The following is a 26841-nucleotide window of genomic DNA, read 5'->3' on the forward strand; positions in this document are numbered from 1 at the left end:
GAATCCTCGGTGTGCCGGGTGGATCCCCGGGCCCTTGCCCTAATCGATAGTCACGGTCCATTCAAGAACCTTGCCAACGCGACGCTTCCTCGCGCGCATGAGCCTGCCGCGTGGCCCACATATCCTGTTCGGTCTGCTGGCGCCGGGCGCCGTGTTGCGCCGTCTCGGCCTTCCGGCGTTGCAGCAGCTTTTCCAGCGACAGGCTGTTGCGGTGGCGCTCCAGCCACTCCTGGCGCGCGGTCTCCACCTGCGACTCCGCCGCCTGAATGCGCAGGTCCTGTTGCTCCAGCGCCGAGCGCAACTGGTCGCGCATGCCCGCCAACCACTTGAGGGCGTTGGCGTCATCCGGCAGGGTCGCCTGCAGATACTCACGCTGATAGGTTTCCAGGCGCTCGCGCTGACCGGCAATGCCATCCAGTTGCTGCAGACGTTCACCCAGCTGGCGGGTGGCCTCGGTCTCCTCGATCCGGCGCAGGCGCAACAGTCGTTCCAGGCGCTTCGGGTTCATGCCGCCCCGCCAACCAGCGCCAGCAGGTCATCCCGCGCACGGTCAAAGCCGACGGCCTCTTCGCGGCCCTGCGCCAGATACGCCTCCAGGCGCTCGTGCATCGCCACTGCCTCGTCCAAGTGCGGGTCGGCCCCCTTGCGATAGGCCCCGACCGCGATCAGATCGCGATTCTGCATATAGGTGGCGGAGAGGCCGCGGAAGCGTCGCGCCGCCCGCTCGTGTTCCGGCGAGATCAGCGAGGACATTACGCGCGAGACCGATGCACCGACATCGATCGCCGGGTAACGCCCGGTCTCTGCCACCTCGCGCGACAGCACGACATGGCCGTCCAGGATCGCGCGCGCGGCGTCCACAATCGGGTCGTTCTGGTCATCGCCCTCGGCCAGCACGGTGTAGAAGGCGGTAATCGAGCCGCCCCCTACGTCGCCGTTGCCGGCACGCTCCACCAGTTGCGGCAGGCGCGCAAATACCGATGCCGCATAGCCCTTGGAGGCCGGCGGCTCGCCGATCGCCATCGCGATCTCGCGGGCGCCCTGGGCAAAGCGGGTCAGGGAATCCATCAGCAACAGCACGTGCAGGCCCTGGTCGCGGAAATGCTCCGCCACCGCAGTGGCCACCCAGGCCCCGTGCTGGCGCAGCAGCGGCGACTGGTCGGCCGGCACGGCGACCACCACCGTGCGCGTGCGCGATTCCTCGTCGAGAATCTCGTGGATGAACTCGTTCACTTCCCGACCGCGCTCGCCGATCAGCCCGACCACGATCACGTCCGCCGTCGTGTTGCGCGTCATCATCCCCAGCAGCACACTCTTGCCGACCCCGGATCCGGCGAACAGACCGAGGCGCTGACCACGACCCACCGACAGCAGACCATTGATTGCCCGGATCCCCACATCTAGCGGCTCGCGTACCGGTGCGCGTTGCAGCGGGTTGATCGGCCGCCCGGCCAACAGCCCAAAATCATGGGTGCGGATTGGGCCTTTTCCGTCCAGCGGCTGCCCGTTGGCATCGATCACGCGGCCCAGCAGCCCCTCCCCGACCGGAATCTGACGCTGGTTGTCCAGCGGCTCGATGCGCGCGCCGGGCGTCAGGCCCGCCGCGATTTCCTCGGGCATCAGGAACGTGCGTTCATTCTGGAAACCGACGACCTCGGCCGGCACCGTGTCTCCGTTCTCGCCGTGGATCAGCGCGCGCCCCCCAATGGGCAAGCGCAGGCCTTCCGCCTCCAGCGTCAGACCGGTCAGGCGCGACAGGTGACCCTCCGACTGCGGCGGATTGACCCGCTCGACCCGCCCGCGCGACTGCTGTAGACGATCCAGCAAGCCACTACTCAGCCGTTCCCGGCCCTTGCGGCGGACCTCGTCGATCGGGGTACTCATGAATCCTCCGGGGCCGCGCTGTCCACGGAATTGGCGGACTGGTGATCTTCCTCGTCGGGTGCGCCGTCCATCTCCGGATACTCGCCATCCCAGAGGGCTTCCACCGCGTGCTGCAGACGCCGCTCGAGGCTTGCGTCGACACTTGCCGCGCCCGATTCGAGGCGACAGCCGCCGCGCGCCAGGCCCGCGTCCGGGACCCAGGTGATGCGCGCATCCGCCCGCTCACCATAGGCCTCCACCAGCGCCTGGTCCTCCGGGTTCAAGTGCACCCGAACCTCCTGGTTGCGTCCGGGAAGCTGGGCCAATGCCCCTTCCAGGACGGTCCGGATGTGCTCCGGTCGCGTCTCCAGTTCGCTCTGGACGACCTTGCGTGCAAGCGCCGTCACCAGCGCCAGCAACTCCGGCTCCAGGGCATCGGCGGCATCCGCCAGGGGATCAGCAAGGCCGCCGGCCACGGATTCCAGCATGGCGACCGTCTCGCGCAGTTTCTTGTCCTCGCGCGCCCGGGTGGCCTTCTCGGCCTCTTTCTTGCCAAGCTCATGCCCCTCGGCATAACCGCCCTCGAACCCGTTCTTGCGGGCTTCGTCCTCGATCGCCTCGATCTCGGCGGCCGTCGGCAGGCGACGCGGGGGATGGACCCCATTGTCACCAATCTCCGGCGGCTCCCAAAGCGATGCCGCCGCGTCGGTGTAAAGCCTGGCCGCCGGGCCATCGGTCACAACATCGCCTCGCTACCACCGCCACCCAGCACGATATCGCCGTTCTCCGCGAGCCGGCGGGCCACGGACAGGATCTCTTTCTGCGCGCCCTCGACCTCGCTGACCCGGACCGGGCCCTTGGCCTCGAGGTCCTCGCGCAGCATCTCGGCCGCGCGCTTGGACATGTTGCGGAAGATCTTGTCCTTCATGTCGTCGTCGGCACCCTTCATGGCGAGCACCAGCGATTCCGTCTGAATCTCGCGCATCAGCGTCTGGATACCGCGGTCGTCGATCTCCACCAGGTTCTCGAACACGAACATCTCTTCCTCGATGCGCGAACCCAGATCGGAATCGGACTCCTTGATCGTATCCATGATCTCCGCCTCCCGTGAGCCTTCCATCAAGTTCATGATGTTGGCCGCCGAACGCACGCCACCCAGCATCGACGTCTTGCTCGCGGCATTGCCGGAAAGCTGACGGTCGAGGATCTCGTCCAGCTCCTGCAGGGCCTGGGGCTGGACTCCATCCATGGTCGCAATGCGCATCACGATGTCGGACTGCACCCGCGCGGGCAGGTACTGCAGGGTATCCGACGCCTGGTCGGAGTCGAGGTGGGAAAGCACAATCGCCACGATCTGCGGGTGCTCGTTGCGCAGCATGTCGGCAATCGCCCGTGGATCCAGCCACTTGAGGGCCTCGATTCCCTTGGAATTGCGCCCCAGCAGGATGCGGTCGATCAGGCCCGAGGCCTTGTCGCCCAGCGCGCTCTCCATGACGCTGCGCACGTACTCGTCAGCACCCACGCCCAGCGCCGTCTGTTCCTGCACGTGGGTGGAGAATTCATGCAGCGCGGCATTCACGTCACTGCGCGAAATGCGGTCCATGGACGCCATCGCGGTGCCAATCTTCTGCACCTCCTTGGGCCCCATGTGGCGCATGACCTCGGCGGCCGCGTCCTCGCCGAGGCTCATCATGAACACGGCGGCGCGCTCGGCACCTTCCTGTTTGGCGTTCTTGTCAGCGGCCATCGTCACCCAACCACGTCTTCATCACCTGTGCCACGCGCTTGGGGTCCTCGCGGACCATCTCGCGCACCGCCTCCAGATCCATCTCCTGCTGGTCCGGACCCTTGGGGCCGGTCAGCGCAGCCACGGCCGAACCCTCGCCCTGACCCATCCCCATGCCCATGCCCATCTCGCTGCCCGCTGACTCGTCGGTCAGCGCTTCGCGATCTTCCTCGCGCCGCGGCGGCGGCGCCGGCCGCTTCATCAGATGTTTCATCGCCGGACGCACCACCGTCAACAGGATAATCAGAGCCAGCAGCAATGCCGCCACGATCTTGACCACCCCGAGGAACCAGGGTTGTTCCCAGAACGCGATTTCGTCCGCCGCCACCGCCTCGATGGGCGCCTCGAACGGGGCGGTCACTACATTGATCGTATCCCCCCGTTCGGCATTGAATCCAACCGCCTCGCGCACCAGCGCTTCGATGCGTTGCAGTTCCTCCGCATCCCTCGCCACCTGCACGGTCTCGCCGTCCTCGTTGACCTCCTGGCGGAAGTCCACCACCACCGCCGTGGACACGCGTTGCACGCCCCCCGGCATCTCGCGGATATGGTTTATGCGGCGATCCACCTCGTAGTTGCGGGTGATATTGGTGCTGCGGCTGCCCGGGAGCGCCGCGGGCGGGCCCTCACCCTCCTCGCCTTCCTCGCCGACAACCCCACCGGCGGGCGGCTGGTTGGTCAGCGCCCCGGGGACACCCCCGATACCGCCCTCGGGTCCCGTGCGCTCGTCCTCGCGGGTCTGCTCGGACCGCAGGGCAATCGTCTCGGGATCGTACAGTTCCTCGGTGCGCTCGACGCTCGAGAAGTCGATGTCCGCGTTCACCTGCACCCGTACCTTGTCGCGCCCGACGATCGGAATCAGCAGGTCACGGATACGGTCGGTATAGCGGGTCTCCACGTCGCGGGTGAAACTCAGGCGGTCGCCACTACCACCCATGCCCGTCTCGCCGCCATCCTGGGTCAGGAGCGTCCCGCTTTGGTCCACCACGGTGACCCGATCAGGATCCAGATCAGAGGTGCTGGACGCGACCAGATGCACGATCGCACCGACCTGCGACTCGCTCAGGGACCGCCCACCGCGCAGGTGCACGACCACCGACGCGCTGGCCGGGCGCCGATCACGCACGAACACCGACTGCTCACCCTCGGCAATATGCACACGCGCCCGGTCCACCGCATTCAGCGATGCCACGGTACGCGCCAGTTCGCCCTCCATCGCCCGATGGTGGCGCGCCCCCTCGATCATCCGGCTCGTACCCAGGCCGGTATCCTCCTGCAGCAGCTCGAAGCCCATGTCGCCCGAACGTGGCAGGCCTTCGCCGGCCAGCTGCAGCCGCGCACCCGCCACCTCGCCCTGGGGCACCTTCACCTGCCCCGTCGTGGAATCGACCTGATACTGGATACCGGCCTGCGAAAGGACTTGCACGACCTCCGCCGCATCCTCCGCATCCATGCGCGGAAACAACGGTACGTAGGTCGGGCGCAGCGCCCAGTACAGCAGCGCCACGATCACCACAATGGCACCCGCCAGCATGCCGATCAGGGCCAGCTGGCGGCCCGCAGGCATCCCGTTAAACTCCTTGATCCCGCCGGTCACCACCGCGGGCAGGGATTGTGCATCTTCGGCCATCGTCCGTTCTCTCCCTCAGCCCGATCGGCCGATCAGACCTGCATCCGCATGATTTCCTGATATGCCGTCAGCAGACGGTTGCGCACCTGGTTGGTCGCCTCGAAGGCGATGCTCGACTTGCTCATCGCGGTCATCACCTGCGGCAGGCTCACGTTGTCGTCGCCCAGCTCGAAGCGCGTCTGCAGATCGGTCGCCTGCTGCTGCACCTGATTGACACCCCGTAGCGACTCCGTCAGCACGTTCTGGAAGTCCGTGCCGCCGACGCGCTGGGGTTCGCGCGTCTGCTGGGCCGCATTCGTGTTTTCCACGCCGTTGGCTTGCGTCAGTTGACGCATCTGCTGCAGGACGTTCTGGATCTGCATCTCGCTCATGCTCACTACCCCCGGGGCGTCTTGTTACGCCGGCCGACCGACCACGACGGGCCCGTCGTATTTTCGTGTTCGACAGAAACTCTCAAGCAATCCATATGCCAGGCGACTGCACATTAGCCCGACGCGGGCACCGCAAAGCCGTGCTCGCGCAGACGCGCAATCTTGTAACGCAATGTTCTGGGGCTGATTCCCAGCCGGTCGGCGGCCTCCTTGCGCCGCCCGCCGGACTCGCGCAGGACGTTCATGATCACCCGGCTCTCCTGCGTCTGCAGGGTCTGCTCCAGCATCGGTGTCGGGTTCTCGTCATCCGGCTTCGATTGCGCCCCGGTGGTCACCTCGCCGGCCCCGGTACTCCAGGGATTCACCATGTCCGCATCCAGCCAAACCGACTCTGCACTCACCTGCGGATCCGCGTTGTCATGCAATGTGACCGCGCGTTCCATCACGTTCGCCAGTTCGCGCACGTTGCCCGGCCAGTCGTGTTCGCGCAGCCGTCGTTGTGCGCCGTCATCCAGGGTCTGGAGCTGGCCGCCACTCAGGCGTCGGAGCAAGGCCTCGCCCAAGGGCACAATATCTTCTGCACGCTCGCGCAGTGGCGGGATGCACAGGGGAAAGACGTTCAGTCGGTAGTACAGGTCTTCGCGCAAATGCCCTTCGGCCACGGCCGCGCGCAAATCCCGATTGGAGGTCGCGATCACGCGCACGTCCACGCGCTGCGGCCGCCGCCCGCCCAGCGGCTCGACCTCGCGCTCCTGCAGCGCACGCAGCAGCTTTGCCTGCAAATGCACCGGGATCTCCGTCACTTCGTCCAGCAGCAATGTGCCGCCGTCGGCCCGCACAAACTTGCCCGGTCGCGCCTCGACCGCGCCGGTAAAGGCGCCCTTGGCATGCCCGAAGAGCATCGCCTCGAGCATCGCCTCGGGCAGTGCGGCGCAGTTGATCGCTTCGAATGGTCCCCGTCGCCGCGGCGAGCGCGCGTGCAGCTGCCGCGCCAGGACCTCCTTGCCCACCCCCGACTCACCGGTAACGAAGACGGTTGCCGTGCTGCCGGCAATGCGCGTCACGAAGCGATCGATGCCGCGCATCACGGGACTGCGTGTCACCAATGCAGGGACCTCGAGCGACGGCTCCGGCCGCACTCGCGGACGCAGCCACCCGGCCAGCTCGTCCGCCATCCGCGGGAGCGCGAAGTGCGCCTCCAGCCCGTGTCGCATCGCAGCCAGTTCCTGATCCTGGCTTGCGTCGCGGCTGACTGCCGCCAGTGCTGCCGTGGCTTGGCTCAGGGCATCCCGGGACACGTCCGCAGGATGCGCCAGCAGGATGACCACCGGGGCGGACACCTCCAGGGATTGCACCAGCGCGTCGGCAGTACACGTCTGCAGACGCACCCGCGGGATCGTGGCCAGCACCTGGACCACGGCCTCTCGCAGTTCGGGTTCGGCATCCACCAGCAGGATCGTGGCTCGCGACATGAAGGTCTTCCCGTATCGATTCGGGAAAGATCTAGCAAACATCGCGCCACCAAGGCAGGCGATTGGTTTATAGAGGGTTTTTCTGGATCGGCCCGGGATCCGTCAAGCCTATGACGCGGGGGTTGCCCATCTCGGATCCATCGAGTGACGGGATTCCGTCCACTTGAGCACACCGATTTCCGGGCGCGTTCACGCCCGCATTCGCGTCTTCTCAGGCCTTGCCCAGGCCGAACTTGCGCATGCGCTCAACCAGGGTGGTCCGCCGCATGCCCAGACGCCGCGCGGCGCGCGCCACCACGTGCCCGGTCTCGTCCAGGGCACGGGTGATCATGTCGCGCTCGAGGTCGTTGAGGAAGCTGCGCAGATCGACGCCCTCCGGTGGCAGACCACCGGCCAGCAGGTTGGCGCCCGCAGCGGAACCGCCTTCGAAACCATTCGGCGTAGTCGGCGGCAGGGTCAGATCCTCGATTCCATCCGGACGCACCCGCGGTGGCAGCTGCGCCAGGTCCACCGGTAGATCCGGATAGATGATCGCAAGCTGCTCCAGGAGGTTCGCCAGCTCGCGGATATTCCCCGGCCACGCTAGTTGCCCCAGGTGGGCAACCACCATAGGGGTCAGGTGGGCGGGGGCCATGCCCTGGTCGCGCAGCCGGTCTTCCAGAGCGGCGATCAGCAGCGGCATATCGCTGGTGCGTTCGCGCAGGGGTGGCAGCTCGATCGGGAATACACTCAAGCGGAAGAAAAGATCCTGCCGGAAGCTGCCATCCGCCACCGCATCATCCAGATTCCGGTGGGTGGCCGCGATGATTCGCGCGCGGGCCGGGATCGATTTGTTGGAACCGACCCGCTCGAACACCCGCTCCTGCAGTACGCGTAGCAGTTTCACCTGCATCGGCAAGGGCATGTCGCCGATCTCGTCGAGAAACAGCGTGCCATCCTCGGCCAGTTCAAACCGGCCGGCGCGCGCGGTGAAGGCGCCCGTAAACGCGCCCTTCTCGTGGCCGAACAGCTCGCTTTCCAGCAGATCCGCGGGGATGGCGCCACAGTTGACTGCCACGAACGGCTTGTCCGCGCGGTCGGAGGCGTTGTGGATCGCGCGGGCCACGACCTCCTTGCCGGATCCGGTCTCGCCCAGGATCAGCGCCGTGGCATCGGTCCGCGCCACTTGCCCGACCAGGCGCTTGACCGCCTGCATGGTCGGATGCGACCCGACCAGCCCGGGGATATCGTCGTACCCCGGCTCGCGACCGAAGCGCAGCCACTGAAGGACCTGAGAAACCCGGCCAATCGAGAGCGGATGCTCGACGATGCAATCCACCCCGTTGGCCTGCACCTGGCCACCGTCAGTCGGTTGCACGACAACCGGTGCCAGATTCCCGCGCGGCTCCTGCAGGCGCGCGGAGAGTTCGGCGGCAGGTCCGCAAAGCCACACGGCTGCGGCGGGCGTGCCGTCCATCAGATCAGTCGGGTTGGAGTGGGTCTCGGCCTCGCAACCAAGGCAGTTCAGGATCGCCCGTGTTGCGTCCGCGGCTCCCGCATCGCCGCTGAGTGCAATGCGCATGGCCTGTTGTTGTTCCCCCGGATCCCGCATCTGTGCCCCGATTGCCGCGATCGGATGCGCCCACCCGAGAAAAGTCCGGGCCGACATCCAATGGTGTGATCGAGTTCGCAGTATCGAGCTTATTTGTGATTGCCGTCAACTTTCTGGCGTTTCCCGGCGACCTCGCGGCGATGCAACCGAAAGATCCAGCGACCGATCGCCTCTTCCAGGGGACCTTCAATCCCTGTCCAGCGAGTCATCTGCAGGCCTCCACGGGTTGTCGGAGTCTCGACACCCAGAACGCACGGCTGGGGCAACAGGCGACTGAGATAGACCTCCACGCGGTCACAATCCTCCGGCAGCGTGCCCGCTGGCAGCACAATCCCGTGGCCACTGAGCGTCGCCTCCACCGGATCCGGGCGCTCGGGGTGGAGTGACTCCGCGACCAGATGCAACAACAGATCCAGCTTGTGTTCCAGACGCTGCACCTCGGGCGAGGACTCGTCCTCGTGCGGCATCGCTCCGCGCGGGTGCGCGTCGTCGAACAGGTCCAGGCTCTCGATCAGGCGCTGCGCCAGCACAGGATCGGTGGCGGACCGGACCGACGGACCAATCATCAGCGCGGTCGTCACACGCAGGTCATCTCCGAGAAACTCGTCCTGACTGGCGTCATCCATGTGCGCTCCCGCCTCCCTCGTCGCCGGAACAAATGTTTCCGTTATAGACCATGGCGGGCTTCAGCCGACGAACACCCGGGCATTGCGGAACAGCCGCAACCACGGGCCCTCCTCGCCCCAGTCCGCCGGGTGCCAGCTGTGCTGCACGCTGCGGAACACGCGTTCCGGATGCGGCATCATGATCAGCGCGCGCCCATCCTCACTCGCGAAGCCGGTGGCCCCGCCGGCAGAGCCATTCGGATTGGCCGGATAAACCGTCGCCGGGGTGTCATCGGCCTCCACGTAGCGCAGGGTGGCCTGATCATGGACCGGCACACCATTAGCGTAACGGGTGCGTCCCTCGCCATGCGAGACCACGACCGGCAGCACCGAGCCGGCCATTCCGTCGAGCAGCACGGCCGGGCCCGGCTCGATGCGCACCTGCGACAGGCGCGCCTCGAACTGCTCGGAACGGTTGCGCACAAAGCGTGGCCAGTGATCGGCTCCCGGGATCAGCGGGGCGAGATGCGAAAGCATCTGACAGCCGTTGCAGACCCCCAGCGTGAAGGTCTCGGGACGCTCGAAGAATCCCTGGAAGGCATCCCGCAGAGCCGGATGATTCAGGATCGTCTGCGCCCAGCCGCCGCCGGCACCCAGAACGTCGCCGTAGGAAAACCCGCCGCAGACGGCCATCCCCTGCATCGAGCCCAGATCCTGGCGCCCATCCAGCAGGTCAGTCATGTGCACGTCCACCGGGGCAAACCCGGCGCGCTCGAACGCCGCCGCCATCTCCAGCTGCCCGTTGACCCCCTGCTCGCGCAGGATCGCAATGCGCGGACGTTCGCCGCGCGCGATCATCGGGGCGGCCACATCCTCGGCCGGATCGAAATTCACCCGTGGCTGCAGACCGCCATCGGCATCCACCCGCGCGAGCTCCTCGTCGGCACACTCCGGATCATCGCGCAGCCGCTGCATCCGCGCCGAGGTCTCCTGCCACTGACGCTGCAGACCGGCACGGTCACCGGTGTACAGATCCCGCCCGTCCTGGCGGATGGCGATCTGTTCGTCCTCGCGCAGGCGCGCCACCGGGTGCAGGTGCGCCTCCAGCCCCGCCTCCGCGAAGGCGTCGCGCAGCGCGGACTCGGCACCCGCAGCCATCTGGACCACCGCACCCAGTTCCTCGTTGAACAGCCAGGCCGCTACCGGCTGTCCGCCAGGGATCTCCACATCGAGCCCACAGCGCCCGGCAAAGGCCATCTCCAGCAATGTGGTGACCAGTCCGCCGTCGGAGCGGTCATGGTAGGCGCGCAACAGGCCGTTGCGGCGCAGGGTGCCGATGGCGTCGAAGAAGGCGCGCAGACGGGCGGCATCCACCAGGTCCGGGGCGGTCTCGCCGATATGTCCGTAGCCCTGGGCCAGCGCCGAGCCCCCCATGCGCGCGCGACCCTCGCCCAGATCGATCAGCCACAGTCGATCGTCCGCAGCCGGATCCGGCTGCGGCGTCAGGGTCCGGCGCGCATCCGCGACCCGGGCAAAGCCCGAGACGATCAGCGATACCGGTGCGTGCATGTGCCGCGCCTGCCCGTCCTCGGTCTCCCATACCGTGCGCATGGACAGCGAGTCCTTGCCCACCGGGATCGATATCCCCAGCGCCGGACACAGGTCCTCGGCAATGGCGCGCACGGTGTCGAACAGGTTGGCGTCCTCGCCCGGTACCCCGGCGGCGGCCATCCAGTTGGCCGAAAGGCGAATCGCATCCGTACCGTCGATATCGGCCCCGGCCAGGTTGGTCACCACCTCGCCGATGGCCATGCGCCCGGAGGCCGGCGCCGACAGGATCGCCAGCGGCGTGCGCTCGCCCATCGCCATCGCCTCGCCGGTATAACCATCGAAATCCGTCAGCGTGACGGCGCAGTCCGCCACCGGCACCTGCCAGGGACCGACCATCTGGTCGCGCGCGACCAGCCCTCCCACGCTGCGATCCCCGATCGTGATCAGGAAGTGCTTGGCCGCGACCGAAGGCATGTGCAGCACGCGCTCCAGTGCCTCCGCCAACGGACAGGCCTCGGGATCGAAGTCCGTCACCGGCGGCGCCCGGCGGCGGTCCTCGCGGGTCATCAACGGCATCTTGCCCAGCAACATGCCCATGGGCATATCCACCGGCGGCTCGTGGAACAGGTCGTCCTCGACCTTCAGGTGCCCCTCGTCCGTGGCCTCGCCCACCACCGCGAACGGGGCGCGCTCACGCGCCGCCAGGGTACGGAAGGTCTCCAGATGTTCGCGGGCAATCGCCAGCACGTAGCGTTCCTGTGCCTCGTTGCACCACAGCTCCATCGGCGACAGACCCGGCTCGGCCGTCGGCAGGTCGCGCAACTGGATCACCCCACCGCGCCCGGCGTCGTCCAGGATCTCCGGAATGGCGTTGGACAACCCGCCCGCGCCCACATCGTGGATCGACAGGATGGGGTTGCCGGCCCCCAGGGCCGTGCACCGGTCGATCACTTCCTGGCAGCGCCGCTCCATCTCGGGGTTGCCACGCTGCACCGAGGCGAAGTCCAGCTGCTCCGAACTCGCCCCGCTCGCCATGGACGAGGCCGCCCCGCCGCCCAGACCGATCAGCATCGCCGGGCCACCCAGGACGACGATCGGGGTACCGGCCGGCACATCCTGCTTGTGCACGTGCTCGCCCCGGATCGACCCGACCCCACCGGCCAGCATGATCGGCTTGTGATAGCCGTACAGGGTCTCGCCGCCCGCGGCATCCGGCAGTGCCATCTCCAGGGTACGGAAGTAGCCAGCCAGCGCCGGCCGCCCGAACTCGTTATTAAAGGCAGCCGCGCCGATCGGGCCATCCAGCATGATCTGGCGCGCGCTCTCGATCCGGCCAGGGCGGCCAAAATCCCGCTCCCAGGGCTGTTCGAAGCCGGGAATGCGCAGGTTGGACACGGAGAACCCGGTCAGCCCTGCCTTGGGCTTGGACCCCTGTCCCGTCGCGCCCTCGTCGCGGATCTCGCCACCGGAGCCGGTGGCAGCCCCGGGAAACGGGGAGATCGCGGTCGGATGGTTATGCGTCTCGACCTTCATCAGGATCGCCAGATCCAGCGCCTCGCGACGATACTCGCCGGTAATTGCATCCGGCATCAGGCGCGTCCCTTCATGCCCGGCGATGACCGATGCGTTATCACTATAGGCGGACAGCACGCCCTCGGGATGGCGCGCATGGGTCTGGCGAATCATCCCGAACAGCGTGCGCTCGTCGGCCTCGCCGTCCAGCACCCAGGCGGCATTGAAGATCTTGTGCCGGCAGTGTTCCGAGTTGGCCTGCGCGAACATCATCAGTTCGGCATCGGTCGGCGCGCGCCCCAGCGCGGAGAACCCATCGGCCAGGTAATCGATCTCGTCCGGGGACAGCGCCAGGCCCAGCTCGCCATTCGCGCGCTCCAGCGCCGCGCGGGCATCCTCGCCGAGCTCCACACGCCCCAGCGACCGTGGCGTCTCGTGGTGAAAGAGTTGGGCCGCGGCCGCCGGATCCTCGATCACCGCGTCGGTCATGCGATCATGGAGCAGGTCGGCCAGCGCCTCCAAATCGGCCCTCGCCGCTGCTTCGCCCCCGATCTGCCAGTGGATGCCGCGCTCGATGCGCTCGACCGCGTCCTCCAGCCCGGCATGGTGGGCAATCTCGGTGGCCTTGGACGACCACGGGCTGATCGTGCCAAAGCGCGGGATCACCACCAGTTCGCGTTGCACCGCAAACTCGGGGGCCTCCCAGGCATCGCCCTCGCGCAGCAGGCGCGCCAGCACTGCCTCCTCGTCCGGACTCAGCCGACGGCGAGTCGCCACGAAATAGATGAACCGTGCCGCCAGCGGGCCGGCACCCGGTACGCTTGCCCGCAGCCCTGCCTCCAGAGCCCGCAGCCGAAACGGCGAGACCGCCGCGCCCCCTTCCACAACCCGCATTACGCTTCCTCGAAACCGGACGTACCGAAAGCCGCGCATTGTACCGGAGGCGCCTGCCGCGCGGGACCGGTACGTGACAGCAATTGCGCTGGTTGGGGAACTCCCGATGCGTTACCCTGTCCATGTAGTACTTGGGGGCGACATGGCTTCGACGCGGGTCGCGAAACCTGAGGTGCATGCCGAGGCTGTAGTGGACCTCGTTAAAACCACTGCAAAAAAATAGTTGCCAACGACGACAACTACGCACTCGCCGCTTAAAAACCGGTAGATGCCGTCCGACTGGAGCCGTGCTTATGCGTCCAGTATCGGGCGTCGACTCTCATAAGATCGTGGTGAAGCGCGCCCGGCGTGGACCCATTAAAACTCAACCGGGATCGCCAGCTACATGCCCTGACTGTCGGGTGGTCGCTGGTTAAACTAAAAGACAGAATAAGCATGTAGAGCCGAAGGCGGAGGTCCTGCGGACGCGGGTTCGATTCCCGCCGCCTCCACCAATTTAGATCGACCAATCAAGCGCCTACGGGCGCTTTTTTGTTTGTATTCGAGGAATACGCATGGCCGTCTACCAGGACACCCTGACCCAGCAGACCCGCGGACGCGGCACCCTGAACATTACTCAGGCGGTCGAGCACATTGTGCGCGCCTCCGGCATTACCACCGGCACCTGTCACGTCTTCCAGCATCACACCAGCGCCTCCCTGCTGGTCACCGAGAACGCCGATCCCGACGTCCGCCACGACCTGGAGACCCTGATCGCACGCATGGCCCCGGACGGCGACCCCGCCTACCGCCACGACATGGAAGGCGACGACGACATGGCCGCCCACGCCCGCGCCATGCTCACGCACAACGACCTGACCGTGCCGGTCGGCCAGGGCCGCCTGATCCTCGGCACCTGGCAGGGCCTCTTCCTCTGGGAGCACCGCTACGCCGCCCACACGCGCAAGCTCACGATTACGGTCCAGGGCGAATAGAAGCCGAGTCAGCCCCGCTCGACATGCAACGTAATCATCTCCCTCCGGACCTCATCAACGCGCACCCGGATCGGCGAATGCCGCGAGGCCCGGAAAGGCTTGAAACACGAAACTCAGACCAGAATCAGCAGCGTCGCCAGCCCCAGGAATGACAGGAATCCGACCACGTCGGTGACGGTCGTCAGGATGACCGCTCCGGAAAGTGCGGGGTCCATGCCGAGGCGTTTCAAGGTCAGCGGTATGGTGATCCCGGCCACGTTGGCCACCGTCATGTTGATGATGATCGCCAGCGTGATGATGAAGCTGATCGCCAGGTCCTGGAACCACAAATGGGCCACCAGGCCGACAACCAATGCCCAGATAATCCCGTTGGCCAGGCCGACCCACAGCTCCTTATTCAAGAGCCACCAGCGATTCGTACCGGCGATTTGACCCATGGCCAGGCCACGGATGACCACAGTCAGGGTCTGGCTCCCGGCAATACCCCCCATGCTGGCCACAACGGGCATGAGTACCGCCAGGGCGACGACCTGCGAGAGCACGGCCTCGAACTGGCCAATAACGTAGGCGGCCAGAAAGGCCGTTGCCAGATTGATGCCGAGCCAAATACCCCGACTGCGAATACTGAACCGGATCGGTGCGAACAGCTCGCCTTCTTCCTTGACCCCGGCCATCCCGAGCAGGGTCGCGTCCGCATCCTCGCGCACGATCTCCATGATGTGGCTCATGTTCAGCTGACCCACGAGGACGCCTTCGGCGTCTACCACGGGCGCAAACGGAAGTTCCCGGGCACGCAGGATGGTTGCCGCCTTGCGGATATCCATGGTGTCGAGCAGGCACGTCGGCATGTACATGAAATCGGCAACCGTCCTTTTTTGATGGTTGCGCACGAGGTCGACCAGACGTAGCGAGCCAACGAGGCGGGCATCCTTGTCCGTGACCAGCAATTCCTGCGACTCGCTGTCCAGCGAGTGACTAATGCGTACAAACCGTTGAACGGCCTCGAGTGTTACATCCGGTTTCACATTGGTGGTTTCGGGATCCATGTAACGCCCGACCGCATCGTCATCGTAGCCATGAAGCGTCGTGACATGGTGTCGCACTCCCGCGGCCAGCGTTTCGATCACGGACTCGCGGATCGGATCGTCGATCGTGTCCAGGAGCTCCGCCACCGTTTCCGGTGGAAGATCCTGCGCCAAGGCCGTGACCTCCTCGACCTGCATGTCCGCCATCAAATGCTCGCGGGCATCCACGCCGACTTCGGCCAATACCTCCCCGCGCTGGTCTTGAGGTATGCAGGACCAGATGCGTTCCCGCTCGCGGAATGGAAACGATTCCAGCAACAAGGCGATGGCCTGTTCGTCCAGCCCTTCCAGGAAGTCGCAGACAGCGGCTTGGGAGTCGGATTCGGCGAGCTGCGCCTGCAGGCCAAGCAACAACTCTTCGATCGTGGCGGAACCGTCACTGGCCAGAACTGAAGTCTCCCGTTGCGGATCAGGGGCGTCTTCGGTGGCGGGAGTCATTAGCAGGCCTCTTCAGTCCAGGTGCAGGGGGCCCGACCGCAACCCTCTCCTGCGGTCCTGGCATATGGTACATGGCCACCGCCCGGCCCGACGGGTGACCGCCAGGGTCGGACCACGGTAACCACCTGACTCCACGTCTTTTATGCCCACAAAAACCGCCCAGTGGGACGCTTATCCGTGCAATTTCGGACGCAAAACGGCCGCGTCAGGGCGAGTACATCCAACTCAGCCCCGCTCGACATGCACGGTGATCTCCTCGCGGTCGTGGTAGAGCTGGCGCGCCCGCATCTGGTGGGCGATCCGGGCGTCCAGAAGGCGCTCCTCGATGTGGTCGAGGCAGTCGTATACGGTCTGCCAGCGCTGTTTCATCGGCAGCTTGAGATTGAAGATGGCCTCGCGGCACCAGCCGGCCTCCAGCCAGTCCGCCATGCGTGCGGCCACCCGCGAGGGCTTGTCCACGATGTCGCAGACCAGCCAGGTGACCGATTTCGGTGGCACCCAGGAGAAGGCGTCCTCGCGGTGGTGCTCCACCTGGGTGGTTGCCATCAACGGGGCATCCATCGGCCCGTTATCTACGGCATGCACGTACATGCCGCGCCGCACCAACTGCCAGGTCCAGCCGCCCGGGGCTGCCCCCAGGTCCACGGCCTGCATGCCCTGCGCCAGGCGCGCGTCCCAGGCATCCCGCGGGATGAAGGTGTGCCAGGCCTCCTCCAACTTCAGGGTCGACCGGCTGGGTGCTTCGCGCGGCGAGCGCAGGTGCAGGATCCCGCCCGGCCACTCGCTGCGCTCGCCGGGCCGGCTAAGGCCCAGTTGCACGCAGTCGCCGGAGTGCCAGAACACATGCAGGCGCAGCCCGCCTGCCTGCGCCCGCAGTACCCCGCGTTTGCGCAGGACGGAGGCCAGCGGGCGTTCCACGGCCTTGATCAACCGGCGCAGGCCCTTGCCCTCGTTGGTATCGGGCATCTCGTGCCAGATGGAATCCACCGGGCATCCGGCTGCAAACGCCTGTTCGATGATGGGCGTCAGCCGATCCGCGCGATCCAGGCCCTCGAGTGCGGGCAACGCCGGAAACACCTGCCGCGCAAAGATCAATTCCTCGAACGGTAATGCGCGCGCCAGCGCCTCCACCGTGCAGCCGGCCGGCTCGAAATGGACGTACCCGCTGCCGGGCTGCACCCGCGCAAAACCACCCAGCCCCGCGCGCGCTGCGCGGTCGGTCAGCTCGGCCGTCAGGTCCGCCTCGAAGCCCGCGCGACAATACAGCAGCAGGCCGGAAAAGCCTGATCCGCTCGTTCCCATCCCAGAACCCCTCTCCCACACACAAAAAAGCCGCCGCACACCCCAATGGTGCACGGCGGCTGCGAGACTACCCGGACCGCTTGCGCGGGCCAAGCCAAACGCCGATCAGCGATCCAGGCCAGGATCACCCGCGACGTTCTTCAGCTTCGGCAGGTAGGGCTTGCCGGGGCTGATGGTGTCGCGATCGCGCAGATACCCGGCGACCACATCCCATACCGGATCGGTATCCAGCGGCTCGTGGACATTGGCCCAGCCGGCGACCACGTAGTTCTTGTCCGGGTCCAGCGGCTCACCGTTGATGTGCATGTCGCTGATACGGCTACCCATCGATTCGTGCGGATCGATGGTGTATTCGATGCCGGAGGTCCGCACCATGTCCCCGCCGCGGTGATGGTAGGGATTGGCATTGAAGATCGAGTTGGCCACGTCCTCCAGGGCATTCTTCAGTTGGGCACCGGTCATCTCGTTGCGCTGCGTCTCCGAGTAGGTGGTCGCGGTCTGCGTCATCAACTCCTCGAAGGTGATGGGCGAACCCGGCAGGACGCTAATGCCCCAGCGGAAGCCGGGCGACAGGGCCACCTCGGCATCCATTTCCTTGATCATCGCATCCATGATGACCTCGTCGAAGGTACCGTTGAAGTTGCCGCGGCGGTAAAGAACACCGTCGGTTACGGCCAGTTCTTCATTCAGTTTGTCCTCATAGGGCTCGCGCACCGAGCGGATGTGCTCCTCCATCTCGGCATCCGCCTCGATCAGGTTGGAGAACACCGGCAGCAGCGTGAACTTGTAGTCGCGGATGCCGCTGTCGGTCACGTCGAGATCCATCACGCCAAGGAACTTGCCATTGGAACCGGCATTGGTGACCAGCGTGGTCTCGCCGCCGGCATTCTCGATCTCCATCGCGCCCGGCACCGCGTCATGCGTGTGCCCGCCCATGATGATGTCCACATCGCGCAGGCGACGGGCCATCTCCATGTCGGTGACCATCCCGTTGTGCGACAGGATCGCCACCACCTTGGCGCCCTTCTCGCGGCACTCGTCGATCATGCGCTGCATGTTCTCGTCGCGGATGCCGAAGCTCCAGTCCGGGAACATGTAGTCGGGGTTGGCCACGGATGTATAGGGAAACGCCTGGCCGATCACGGCGACCGGCACGCCATTCATCTCGCGGATGGTATAGGGCTCGAACACCGGGTCGCCCCAGTCGCGATCCTCGATGTTCTGCGCCAGGAACTCGATGTTGTTGGGTTTGAAGTCGTTTTCGATGATCTCCATCACCCGCTCGTCGCCGAAGGTGAACTCCCAGTGGCCGACCATGATGTCCACGCCCAGCAGTTTCTGCGCATCGACCATGTCCTGCCCGTTCGTCCACAGCGACGTGGCGGAGCCCTGCCAGGTATCGCCACCATCCAGCAGCAGGGAATTCGGGCGATCCGCGCGCAGCTTCTGGATCAGCGTGGACAGATGGGAGAACCCACCCAGACGACCGTATTTCTCGGCCGCATACTTGAAGTCCATATGGGTGACAGCATGCGCCAGCGGCGTGCCCGGCTGGATATCGAAATATTCCAGCATTTCCTTGCCGGCCAGCACTGGCGGCTTGCCCTGCATATCGCCCACGCCGATGTTCACGTCCGGCTCGCGGAAGTGCACCGGTTTCAGCTGCGCGTGGCAGTCGGTGTAGTGCAGCAGCGACACGTTGCCGAATTTCGGCAGGTCGTACATGTTCGCATCGGCCGGCTTCCAGGACCCCTTCTCGCCTGCCCAGGCATTCATCGAGAAGCCGGCGGCACTGGCCGCGACCATGGCTTCGAGAAACTCTCTGCGCGTGAGACTCATATGGATCTCCTTGGTGGCTTGGTTTTATCCGGGACGCCAATCGCACCCCTTACCAAGCTCCCGACGCACGGCCACCGCGAATGTTCCCCGAACCGGGCGGGGGAATGCGCACAACAAAAGCGTATTTTCGCGCTGTTTGATGGAGATCGGGAGGAAAACACGCCATTTCCTGAGTGTTGGCGAATTTCCATCTTTTTGCCACGCCCGTCACATTTCGCACCGGTGCAGACACAAAAAAGCCTGCTATCCGGAGATAGCAGGCCAAGACGCGACATACACCGTCGGAAGCAATCGGCCCGCAGCGCACGCTGGGGGATCGTGCATCCCTTGCTGGGCCGAGGATCGGATCCGACGATCTCAGGCTAGTCAGCCTTCCGACGGTCTTTCTTGATCCAGATCAATGTATACGGCGATCCGTTTGCTGCGCTTGCGCACCGCGGCTGGCAGGCGGCGACCTCAGGCCCCGTACTTTCCCTGGGCCGCCAGCCCGTTGTCCCGGGCGCGCTCGAACACCGTCTGCTGGGCCTTCTCGAAATTGGCGGCGGGATCCTTGCCCCAAAGCTCCATCGCGGCCTGCTGCATGCCACGGCCATAGGAGAAGGACAGCGGCCACGGTGTCCCACCGATCTGGTTCATGGCGTCCAGGTGGTTGGTGGCATCGGCGTCGCTCTGCCCGCCCGAGAGGAACACCACCCCTGGCAGGATCGCCGGCACGGCGGATTCCAGGCAGCGCAGGGTCGCATGGGCGACGTCCTCGACACTGGCCTGCTCGGGGCAGTCCTTGCCCGGCAGCACCATGCTGGCCTTGAGGATGGTGCCCTCGAGCAGCACGTGATGCTCGTACAGCGCCCGGAACACGGCCCGTTGGGTCGCCTCGGTCACGCCGTAACAGGTCTCGATGTCATGGTCGCCATCCATCAGGACCTCGGGCTCCACGATCGGCACGATCCCGTGCTCCTGGCACAGTGCGGCATACCGTGCCAGGGCATGCGCATTCGACTCGATGCAGGTATCCGTGGGCATGGTCTCGCCAATGGTGATGACCGCGCGCCATTTGGCGAACCGGGCCCCCATCCGCGCGTACTCCTCGAGCCGCTCGCGCAGTCCGTCCAGGCCCTCGGTCACCTTCTCCCCGGGAAAGCCGGCCAGATCCTTCGCGCCGGTATCGACCTTGATGCCGGGCAGGATGCCGGCCTCGTTCATCACGTCCACGAACGGCTTGCCGTCACGGGTGGACTGGCGAAGCGTCTCGTCATACAGGATCGCGCCCGAGATGTACTCCTTCAGCTTCGGCGTCGTCAGCAACAGCTCGCGGTACGTGCGGCGGTTCTCCTCGGTATTCTCGACACCGACCGCGCCCAGGCGCTTGGCAATCGTCCCCGTCGATTCATCAATGGCGATGATGCCCTTGCCGGGGGCCACCATCGCTTCGGCCGTCTCTACCAACTGATCGATCTTCATGCCTGCTCCTTGGGTTTCTGCGTGGGACTGCCTTCGAAGAGTAGTCACCCTCCGCGGGTTCTTCCAACCCGACAGGGAAAACCCCACCACAGTTTCCGGAACAGCACGAAAGGCCGTGTGCACGGCGCACGAAAACCGCTCAGGCGTACTCGCCCGCGGCGTGTCCGGAGGCCCAAGCCCACTGGAAGTTGTGGCCACCCAGGTGCCCGGTTACATCCACCACCTCGCCAATGAAGTAAAGGCCCGGGATCGTCCGGCACTCCATCGTCTTGGATGACAGCGCAGCGGTATCCACCCCGCCCAGGGTGACCTCCGCCGTACGATAACCCTCGGTCCCTGCGGGCCACACCGTCCATGGCTGACAAGCGGCCACTACCTGCTCGATATCCGCGTTGCTCAAGTGCTCCAGCGCCCGGTTCTCCACCCACAGCTCGCACCAGCGCTGCGCAACCCGGCGCGTCAGCTGCTCGCCCAACACACTCTTGAGCTCCAGCTTCGGTCGCTGTTCGCGCAGTTCGCGCAAATGCGCCGCCAGATCCATGCCCGGGAACAGGTCGATCGCCACCGCTTGCCCCTCCTCCCAGTAGGACGACGCCTGCAACACCGCCGGCCCGCTCAGCCCCCGATGCGTAAACAGCAGATTCTCCCGAAACCCCATGCCCCCGGCCGTCGTCACCGTATCCAGCGCCACACCCGAAAGCCCCTCCAGCTCCTCCAGGGGCCGCCCGCTCAGGGTGAACGGCACCAGGGCCGGACGGGTTGGCTGCACCGGCAGCCCCAGCGAACGCGCAAGGTCCAGCCCGAATCCGGTGGCCCCCATGCGCGGGATGGAATAGCCGCCCGTGGCGATCACCAGCGACTCGCAGGCAATGGCCTCCGCACCGGCCTTCAGGCGGTGCGGCGTGCCCGTTTCCACATCCGTCACCGGCGTGTCGGTGCGCACCGTGACACCGGCCGCCGCGCACTCGTCCAGCAGCATCTGCACGATGTCCTTCGACGAATGGTCGCAGAATAGCTGGCCCAGCTTCTTCTCGTGGTACGGAATGCCGTGCTTTTCCACCAGGCCGATAAAGTCCCACTGGCTGTAGCGGCTGAGCGCGGACTTCACGAAATGCGGGTTCGCGGAGATGAAATTCTCCGGCTCGCAGTACATGTTGGTGAAGTTGCAGCGGCCGCCGCCCGACATCAGGATCTTCTTCCCGACCCGGTTGGCGTGGTCCAGTACCAGCACCCGGCGCCCGCGGTCGCCCGCCGTCAGGGCACACATCAGCCCGGCTGCCCCGCCCCCGATCACGACCACATCGAAATGCTTCGCCGCCTCACTCATGGCGCGCGCTGCGGCTCGAACCGGGAGTCGGGCGTCGTCCCCGGCACAATCAGCGCACCCACTCCTTGCGCACCACCAGGGTCTGCGCGATCAGGTCATGCAAGGCCTGCCGACGCTTGGTAAAGGCCACCATGATGTAGCCGATCATCAGGATCAGCCCGGACAGGATGGTCGCGAAATGCCGCCCGGTCGCACGCAGGAACGAGATCCGCTCGCCCTGGAAGTCCACCACCCGCAGCCCGAACACCATCTTGCCCAGCGTCGCCTGGTATTGGGAGCTGTGCATGCCGGCCCAGTACAACCAGGCCACCACGACATTCACCAGAAACCAGGCCGCCTCCCCCGGCGGCACAGGGTCATCCGGCCCGCGCGCGGCCAGGGTCTCCGGGCTGATCAGCGCCTGCGCCACGATCTGCGGGACCCCGATAATCACCGCATCCAGCAGATAGGCCCCCACGCGCACCCAGAAGCCACCGTAGGCCGCGCGCGCCTCGGGCGGGCCGTCGTCACTACCGACTCCGGCCGCCAGTGGCGCACCACACTGAATACAAAACCGCGCCTCTGGCGGGTTCTGCTTGCCACACTGTCCACAATCCATGATGTCTCGCTCTCCCTTTATGTTGTGCGGTCTCGCCGGGGCGGTCCGCCTACAATAACGGCTCGACGGGAAGGATCCGGGTCATCCCGGACACAAACCGACGCCACAGACCCGCCTTGGGCTCCTGACGGTAGGCATTTCCGGAACCGTCCCGCCATACCAGACCACCGGATGCATCCCGCTCCACCCGGTAGGCCACCTGCGGTCGAATCCCCCGTTGATGCAGCGCGGCCAGCTGCTCCACCAAAACCGGCTCGGACAGGAACACTCCGGACTCGCTGTTGGTATGCGCCGAGCGCGGGTCCAGGTTGAACGAGCCGACAAAGGCCTCCTCGCGGTCGAAAACCAGCAGCTTGGAATGCAGGCTGGCCTGGGAGGCCTCGATGCCGCGATCGCGCTCCAGGCGCGCCCAGCGCGGCGGCCCGGTCGGACGCAGCTCGAACAGCTCGACGCGTGCATCCAGCAACGCATGTCGCCGTCGCGCATAGCCGGCATGGGTAAAGGCCACATCGTTGGCCGCCAGCGAGTTCGTCAGCACCTGTACACGCACCCCCGACTCGCTCATCCGCGACAGCTGGGCGGTCCCGTCACGCCCCGGAACAAAATACGGCGAGACGATCAGCAGTTCCTGCTCCACCCCCAGCAGCCGCTCACCCAGGGCGTCCGCAACGCGCGAGCCATCGCCTCGTGCACGCGCCTTGGCCTCGTCATCGACCACGAACTCGGCTTGCGTCGTCCACACATATGCCGCCGGATCGGCAATCGGCTGCGGCACCGGTTGCCCATTCAGGGGTTCCATCTGCATCAGGGGATGGGTGTGATTCTGCGCCAGCCAGGCCCGCAAGGACCCCTGCTGCATTGCCAGGCGCTCCGGCGAACCGTCCTTTCGCGCAACGCGCTCGACCCCGATCGCGCCCGGACTGTTCCAGAATTCCACGAACGACCGGTCGATCTCCCGGACCAGCGGCCCCACCACCACCAGATCCAGATCCGCAAAATTGTAATCGGGGCTCACCTCGAAGTACTCGTCCCCGACATTACGCCCGCCCGTAATCGCCAGGCGCCCGTCCACCACCCAGGCCTTGTTGTGCATCCGATGGTTCAGGTCGCTACCGCGAAAAAAGAACTCGGCACTGGCCCGCAGCAGGCCCTCGCGCGTACGAAACGGATTGAAGATCCGAACCTCAACATTCGGATGCTGCGCAATCGCGGCCAGCGTCGCGTCACGCCCGCGCGCGTCGACGTCATCCAGGAGCAACGAGACCCGAACGCCACGATCGGCCGCCCCGAGCAATTCGCCCATCAACACCCGTCCGGCAGCATCGTCGCGCCAGATATAGGCCTGCACCTGGATTCGTTCGCGCGCCATGCGCACGCTCATCACCCGCCAGCGGAAGGCCTCGGCCCCCTCGTCCAGCAGCCGGAATCCCGTCTTGCCGTGATCACGGGCCGGCGCGAATCCTTCCAGCCACTCCGCCAGCGGTCCTTCTGAGGCGGGGGGCTCCAGCGCTTGCCATCCGCGTTCCGGCGCCGGCTGCAACGGCGCACAACCCGCCGCGAGTGCCAGAAACAGCACTCCCAGAAGCCAGGAAAACCGATACGAATCACGCATGCACAAGCAATCGCCCGACGCGATGCCCCCTTTATCGAATAGCACGCCCGGTGCCAGCCTGACGCCGCGTACGCGCCCTGTCGATACCGACCGCCCAGGCATAAAAAAAGCGAGCCGGGCGGACCCTGACTCGCTTTTTTCAACAAATTGGTAGGCGCGATTGGACTCGAACCAACGACCCCTACCATGTCAAGGTAGTGCTCTAACCAGCTGAGCTACGCGCCTGTCGTCTTCGAGCCGCGTATTCTACCGACTCCCCGCCCCCTGTCAAAGCATCCGTTAACTCATTTTGCGTGCCGCGTTAACGGGGTCGGCCCACGGCACCCTGGACGCGCAACGCTGCATTGACCGTCGATCGCGCTCTTGCCGGTCGCCGCGGTTTCCCGGCGCGCGACGCACCAGGGTGTGGACGAGCGGTTCCGGCCTCGAGACCCAACCGGCCTCAGCCCCGTTGCACCGCCTTTTCATAGAGTCCCGGAAAGCGCCCTTCGGGATCGCATTCGCGCTTGAGGGCCTCGTAGGCCGGGCGGTCGTAGTTCTGCCAGAAGGTGGCTTCGTCGTAGGTGCTGCGCGAGTACAGGCTTTTCTTGCCGCCGTGTTTCGCAACCAGTGCCTCGACCCGAGCGTTGTAATAACCGTCGGGCTCGCTGGAGCGGACCATGTCCCAGAAGCCGAAGTTGATGTACGCGGTATCGGTACGCAGCTGGAACAACGAGAACCCGGCCTCGGGTACGACAAACGGGCAGATCCACACCGGGCGGATACCGATTTCGGCCTCGAAATCGGCCAGAAACGCCGCGGCGCTGGCGATCGGGATGTCGACGTCCTGGATCACCGCCTCGCTGCGCGGGCGCACGGCGTGGAGCAGGCTCAGCGGCCAGCGGCGGCTGGCGCGCATGATCTTCTGGTAGGTCACGCTCGACAGGCGCTTGCGCCCCAGAAGCAGCCGCACCGGCTTGAGGTGGGCGCCGACATTCCTGCTGCACCAGAACCAGTCGGTGTCCCAGCGCCAGAGGTAGTCGTGGATGCTCAGATAATCCTCGCGCCGTTCGCGCAGGCTCTGCCAGTACTGTCGCATCCAGGTGTAGTCGCTGGCCTCGGTGTCCGCCGGCGGCGATTCCACGCAATGCGCGCGGGTCAGCACGAAATCGCCGGGGGCGAAGTACACGCCATCGAGAAACGCGCAGGTCGGGTGCGCGCATTCCTCGGCGATCGCCGCGAACAGTTCCTCGGGATCGTGGAAGCGGGTGTGCGCCAGCCGGATATAAGGCTGCACCCGGATCAGCCGCAGCCGGACCCGCGTGGCGTAACCGAGGCTGCCGTAGGAGTTCGGAAAGCCGTAGAACAGTTCCGGGCGCTGCTCGCGCGAGCAGGTCAACACGCGGCCGTCGGCGACCATGACGTCGAGCTCGTCCACCGTGTCGTGCACCAGGCCGTAGCGGAACGCGCCCGACTCGATGCCGATCCCGGAGGTCGCGCCGCCGACCGTGATGCTCCTGAGTTCCGGCACGATGGCCGGTGCCAGACCGTGCGGCAGGGTTGCGTCGACCACGTCGGCATAGGTCGTCATGCCCTCCACCTCGGCAACGCCGGCCTCGGCGTCGATCTCGATCACGTGGTTGAGCGAAGCCACGTCGATCTCGGTCCGGCGGGCCTCCTGGCGCGGCCTGAACAGGTTGCTGGTGGACTTTCTCAGGCGCACCGGTCCGTCCGACCCGGCCAGCGCCGCGGCCATCGCCTCCACACGATTGCGGTGGGCGGCCCAGGCGGCGCTGCTCATCGGACCGGCTCGTAACGCGGCAGATCCCCGTGGCTGAGCACGAGCTGCCAGAGATTCAGATGGCGCGCCCGGAACGCGCCGGCACAGCTGAGCAGGTAATAGCGCCACATCCGGTAGAAGCGCTCGTCCAGCCCTTCGCTTTGTTTCAGCTCCGGCCAGGCGGCGACGAAATTGTCGTCCCAGGCCATCAGGGTGCGGTCGTAGTCCGGACCGAAGTTGTGCCAGTCCTCGAGCACGAACAAACCCTCCTTGGCCCGGGTGAGCTGCGCCTCGGACGGGATCACGCCGCCGGGAAAGATGTATTTGGCGATCCAGCGGTCGGTACGAACGCAGCTGACGTTGCCCCCGATGGTGTGCAGCAGCATCAGGCCAGCGGGCTTCAGGCGGGCCCGGGCCAATTCGAAGAAGGCGCGAAAGTTCTTCGGGCCGACGTGCTCCATCAGACCGATGCTCACGACACGATCGTATTGCCGGGATTCGTTGGCGGCCTCGCGGTAGTCCTGCTTCCGGACATCGACCGGCAGGCCCTCGCAGAGTCCTCTCGCGTACTCCACCTGCTGGCTGCTGATGTTGTAGCTGTCCACCTCGCAGCCGTGCTCGGCGGCCAGAAACCGGGCCAGCTCGCCGAACCCGCCGCCCAGTTCGAGCACGCGCATACCCGGCTCCAGGTGCAGCTTGCGCGCGATCAGGTCCAGCTTCGCGCGCTGGGCTTCGTCCAGGGTCGCGTCAGCCCCGTCGGGGCCGTAATAGGCGCAGGTGTATTGCATGGTCGGCCCGAGCATGGCCTCGTAGAGCCGGTTCGAGAGGTCGTAGTGCTGCTCCGCGACCCGCCGCGAGCGCCCTCGACTCTGCTCATTGGCGAGCCAGCTCAGCAGCACCCGGCCGAGCACCGCGGGGCTGCGCACCTTGCGCTCCAGGCGCGCCCGGAGGATCCGGAAGAACAACTCGTCCAGCCGCTCGACGTCCCACCAGCCGTCCATGTAGGCCTCGCCGGTCCCGAGCGACCCCTCGGCCAGAATCCGCTGATACAGCCGCTCGTCGTGGACCTGAACATCCCAGGGCCGCTCGCCGCCGACCTCGACGTCAGCGCTGCGCAGCAGTTCCCTGACTTGTTGGCTTGCTGACATGCTCGTGCTCCTTGCAAGAATCG

Annotated in this window: 20 protein-coding genes, 1 tRNA gene and 1 other RNA gene; 2 read left to right on the forward strand and 20 right to left on the reverse strand. The window is 65.9% G+C overall.

The window, feature by feature from the left end:
• Nucleotides 1–61: 61 nt before the first annotated feature.
• From fliJ to purL, 10 genes are all read right to left on the reverse strand, one after another.
• Entirely contained in the window at nucleotides 62–508 is a 447-nt protein-coding gene (gene fliJ / locus D575_RS0109865) for a flagellar export protein FliJ (protein WP_018145755.1), read from the reverse strand.
• Entirely contained in the window at nucleotides 505–1884 is a 1380-nt protein-coding gene (locus D575_RS0109870) for a FliI/YscN family ATPase (RefSeq protein WP_018145756.1), read from the reverse strand. The genes fliJ and D575_RS0109870 overlap by 4 nt, the downstream gene beginning before the upstream one ends.
• The gene (locus tag D575_RS0109875; RefSeq protein ID WP_018145757.1) at nucleotides 1881–2603 is read right to left on the reverse strand and encodes a FliH/SctL family protein; all 723 of its coding nucleotides are present in this window, start codon (nucleotides 2601–2603) and stop codon (nucleotides 1881–1883) included. Before D575_RS0109875 ends, D575_RS0109870 begins: the two co-directional genes overlap by 4 nt.
• Nucleotides 2600–3610, reverse strand: a complete 1011-nt coding sequence (gene fliG / locus D575_RS0109880) for a flagellar motor switch protein FliG (protein WP_018145758.1) — start codon at nucleotides 3608–3610, stop codon at nucleotides 2600–2602. The genes D575_RS0109875 and fliG overlap by 4 nt, the downstream gene beginning before the upstream one ends.
• A complete protein-coding gene (fliF, locus tag D575_RS0109885; RefSeq protein WP_018145759.1) occupies nucleotides 3600–5279 on the reverse strand; it encodes a flagellar basal-body MS-ring/collar protein FliF in 1680 nt (559 codons plus the stop codon). The genes fliG and fliF overlap by 11 nt, the downstream gene beginning before the upstream one ends.
• Before the next feature lie 32 nt (nucleotides 5280–5311).
• Nucleotides 5312–5650: a flagellar hook-basal body complex protein FliE gene (gene fliE, locus D575_RS0109890; RefSeq protein ID WP_018145760.1), complete on the reverse strand. Its 339-nt coding sequence runs from the start codon at nucleotides 5648–5650 to the stop codon at nucleotides 5312–5314.
• Nucleotides 5651–5763: 113 nt separating this feature from the next.
• Nucleotides 5764–7122 carry a sigma-54-dependent Fis family transcriptional regulator gene (locus tag D575_RS0109895; RefSeq protein ID WP_018145761.1) on the reverse strand — a complete coding sequence of 453 codons (1359 nt, stop codon included), beginning with the start codon at nucleotides 7120–7122 and terminating at the stop codon, nucleotides 5764–5766.
• A 211-nt stretch (nucleotides 7123–7333) separates the two neighbouring features.
• The gene (locus tag D575_RS0109900; RefSeq protein WP_026182109.1) at nucleotides 7334–8713 is read right to left on the reverse strand and encodes a sigma-54-dependent Fis family transcriptional regulator; all 1380 of its coding nucleotides are present in this window, start codon (nucleotides 8711–8713) and stop codon (nucleotides 7334–7336) included.
• Between the two features lie 89 nt (nucleotides 8714–8802).
• The gene (locus D575_RS0109905) at nucleotides 8803–9339 is read right to left on the reverse strand and encodes a PilZ domain-containing protein (RefSeq protein ID WP_018145763.1); all 537 of its coding nucleotides are present in this window, start codon (nucleotides 9337–9339) and stop codon (nucleotides 8803–8805) included.
• A gap of 60 nt (nucleotides 9340–9399) precedes the next feature.
• Complete coding sequence (purL, locus tag D575_RS0109910; protein ID WP_018145764.1) at nucleotides 9400–13275, reverse strand: phosphoribosylformylglycinamidine synthase; 3876 nt, start codon at nucleotides 13273–13275, stop codon at nucleotides 9400–9402.
• Between the two features lie 133 nt (nucleotides 13276–13408).
• Between purL and ssrA the strand changes: the two genes are divergently transcribed.
• Together ssrA and D575_RS0109915 are read left to right on the forward strand one after the other, a co-directional pair.
• Nucleotides 13409–13769: a transfer-messenger RNA gene (ssrA, locus tag D575_RS14130) on the forward strand.
• Nucleotides 13770–13829: 60 nt separating this feature from the next.
• Complete coding sequence (locus tag D575_RS0109915) at nucleotides 13830–14249, forward strand: secondary thiamine-phosphate synthase enzyme YjbQ (RefSeq protein WP_018145765.1); 420 nt, start codon at nucleotides 13830–13832, stop codon at nucleotides 14247–14249.
• Nucleotides 14250–14362: 113 nt separating this feature from the next.
• Here D575_RS0109915 and mgtE read toward each other — a convergent pair whose 3' ends face one another.
• The 10 genes from mgtE to cfa all read right to left on the reverse strand — a co-directional run bounded on the left by mgtE (nucleotide 14363) and on the right by cfa (nucleotide 26818).
• On the reverse strand, nucleotides 14363–15772 hold the full coding sequence (mgtE, locus tag D575_RS0109920) for a magnesium transporter (protein WP_026182110.1): 1410 nt from the start codon (nucleotides 15770–15772) through the stop codon (nucleotides 14363–14365).
• A gap of 225 nt (nucleotides 15773–15997) precedes the next feature.
• Complete coding sequence (gene rlmM, locus D575_RS0109925; RefSeq protein ID WP_018145767.1) at nucleotides 15998–17074, reverse strand: 23S rRNA (cytidine(2498)-2'-O)-methyltransferase RlmM; 1077 nt, start codon at nucleotides 17072–17074, stop codon at nucleotides 15998–16000.
• 105 nt (nucleotides 17075–17179) lie between these two features.
• Nucleotides 17180–18913 carry a thiosulfohydrolase SoxB gene (gene soxB, locus D575_RS0109930; RefSeq protein WP_018145768.1) on the reverse strand — a complete coding sequence of 578 codons (1734 nt, stop codon included), beginning with the start codon at nucleotides 18911–18913 and terminating at the stop codon, nucleotides 17180–17182.
• A 456-nt stretch (nucleotides 18914–19369) separates the two neighbouring features.
• Nucleotides 19370–20374 carry a class I fructose-bisphosphate aldolase gene (locus tag D575_RS0109935; protein WP_018145769.1) on the reverse strand — a complete coding sequence of 335 codons (1005 nt, stop codon included), beginning with the start codon at nucleotides 20372–20374 and terminating at the stop codon, nucleotides 19370–19372.
• 139 nt (nucleotides 20375–20513) lie between these two features.
• Entirely contained in the window at nucleotides 20514–21701 is a 1188-nt protein-coding gene (locus tag D575_RS0109940) for an NAD(P)/FAD-dependent oxidoreductase (protein WP_018145770.1), read from the reverse strand.
• 49 nt (nucleotides 21702–21750) lie between these two features.
• Complete coding sequence (locus D575_RS0109945; protein ID WP_018145771.1) at nucleotides 21751–22299, reverse strand: RDD family protein; 549 nt, start codon at nucleotides 22297–22299, stop codon at nucleotides 21751–21753.
• A gap of 49 nt (nucleotides 22300–22348) precedes the next feature.
• Nucleotides 22349–23911, reverse strand: coding sequence for a phospholipase D family protein (locus D575_RS0109950; RefSeq protein ID WP_018145772.1), 1563 nt, complete (start codon nucleotides 23909–23911; stop codon nucleotides 22349–22351).
• A gap of 148 nt (nucleotides 23912–24059) precedes the next feature.
• A tRNA-Val gene (locus tag D575_RS0109955) sits at nucleotides 24060–24136 on the reverse strand.
• A 217-nt stretch (nucleotides 24137–24353) separates the two neighbouring features.
• A complete protein-coding gene (locus tag D575_RS0109960) occupies nucleotides 24354–25691 on the reverse strand; it encodes an FAD-binding oxidoreductase (RefSeq protein ID WP_018145773.1) in 1338 nt (445 codons plus the stop codon).
• Nucleotides 25688–26818, reverse strand: coding sequence for a cyclopropane fatty acyl phospholipid synthase (gene cfa / locus D575_RS0109965; RefSeq protein ID WP_018145774.1), 1131 nt, complete (start codon nucleotides 26816–26818; stop codon nucleotides 25688–25690). Before cfa ends, D575_RS0109960 begins: the two co-directional genes overlap by 4 nt.
• Nucleotides 26819–26841 lie beyond the last annotated feature (23 nt).

This window comes from Thioalkalivibrio sp. AKL6 (assembly GCF_000376905.1).
Classification (GTDB): domain Bacteria; phylum Pseudomonadota; class Gammaproteobacteria; order Ectothiorhodospirales; family Ectothiorhodospiraceae; genus Thioalkalivibrio; species Thioalkalivibrio versutus.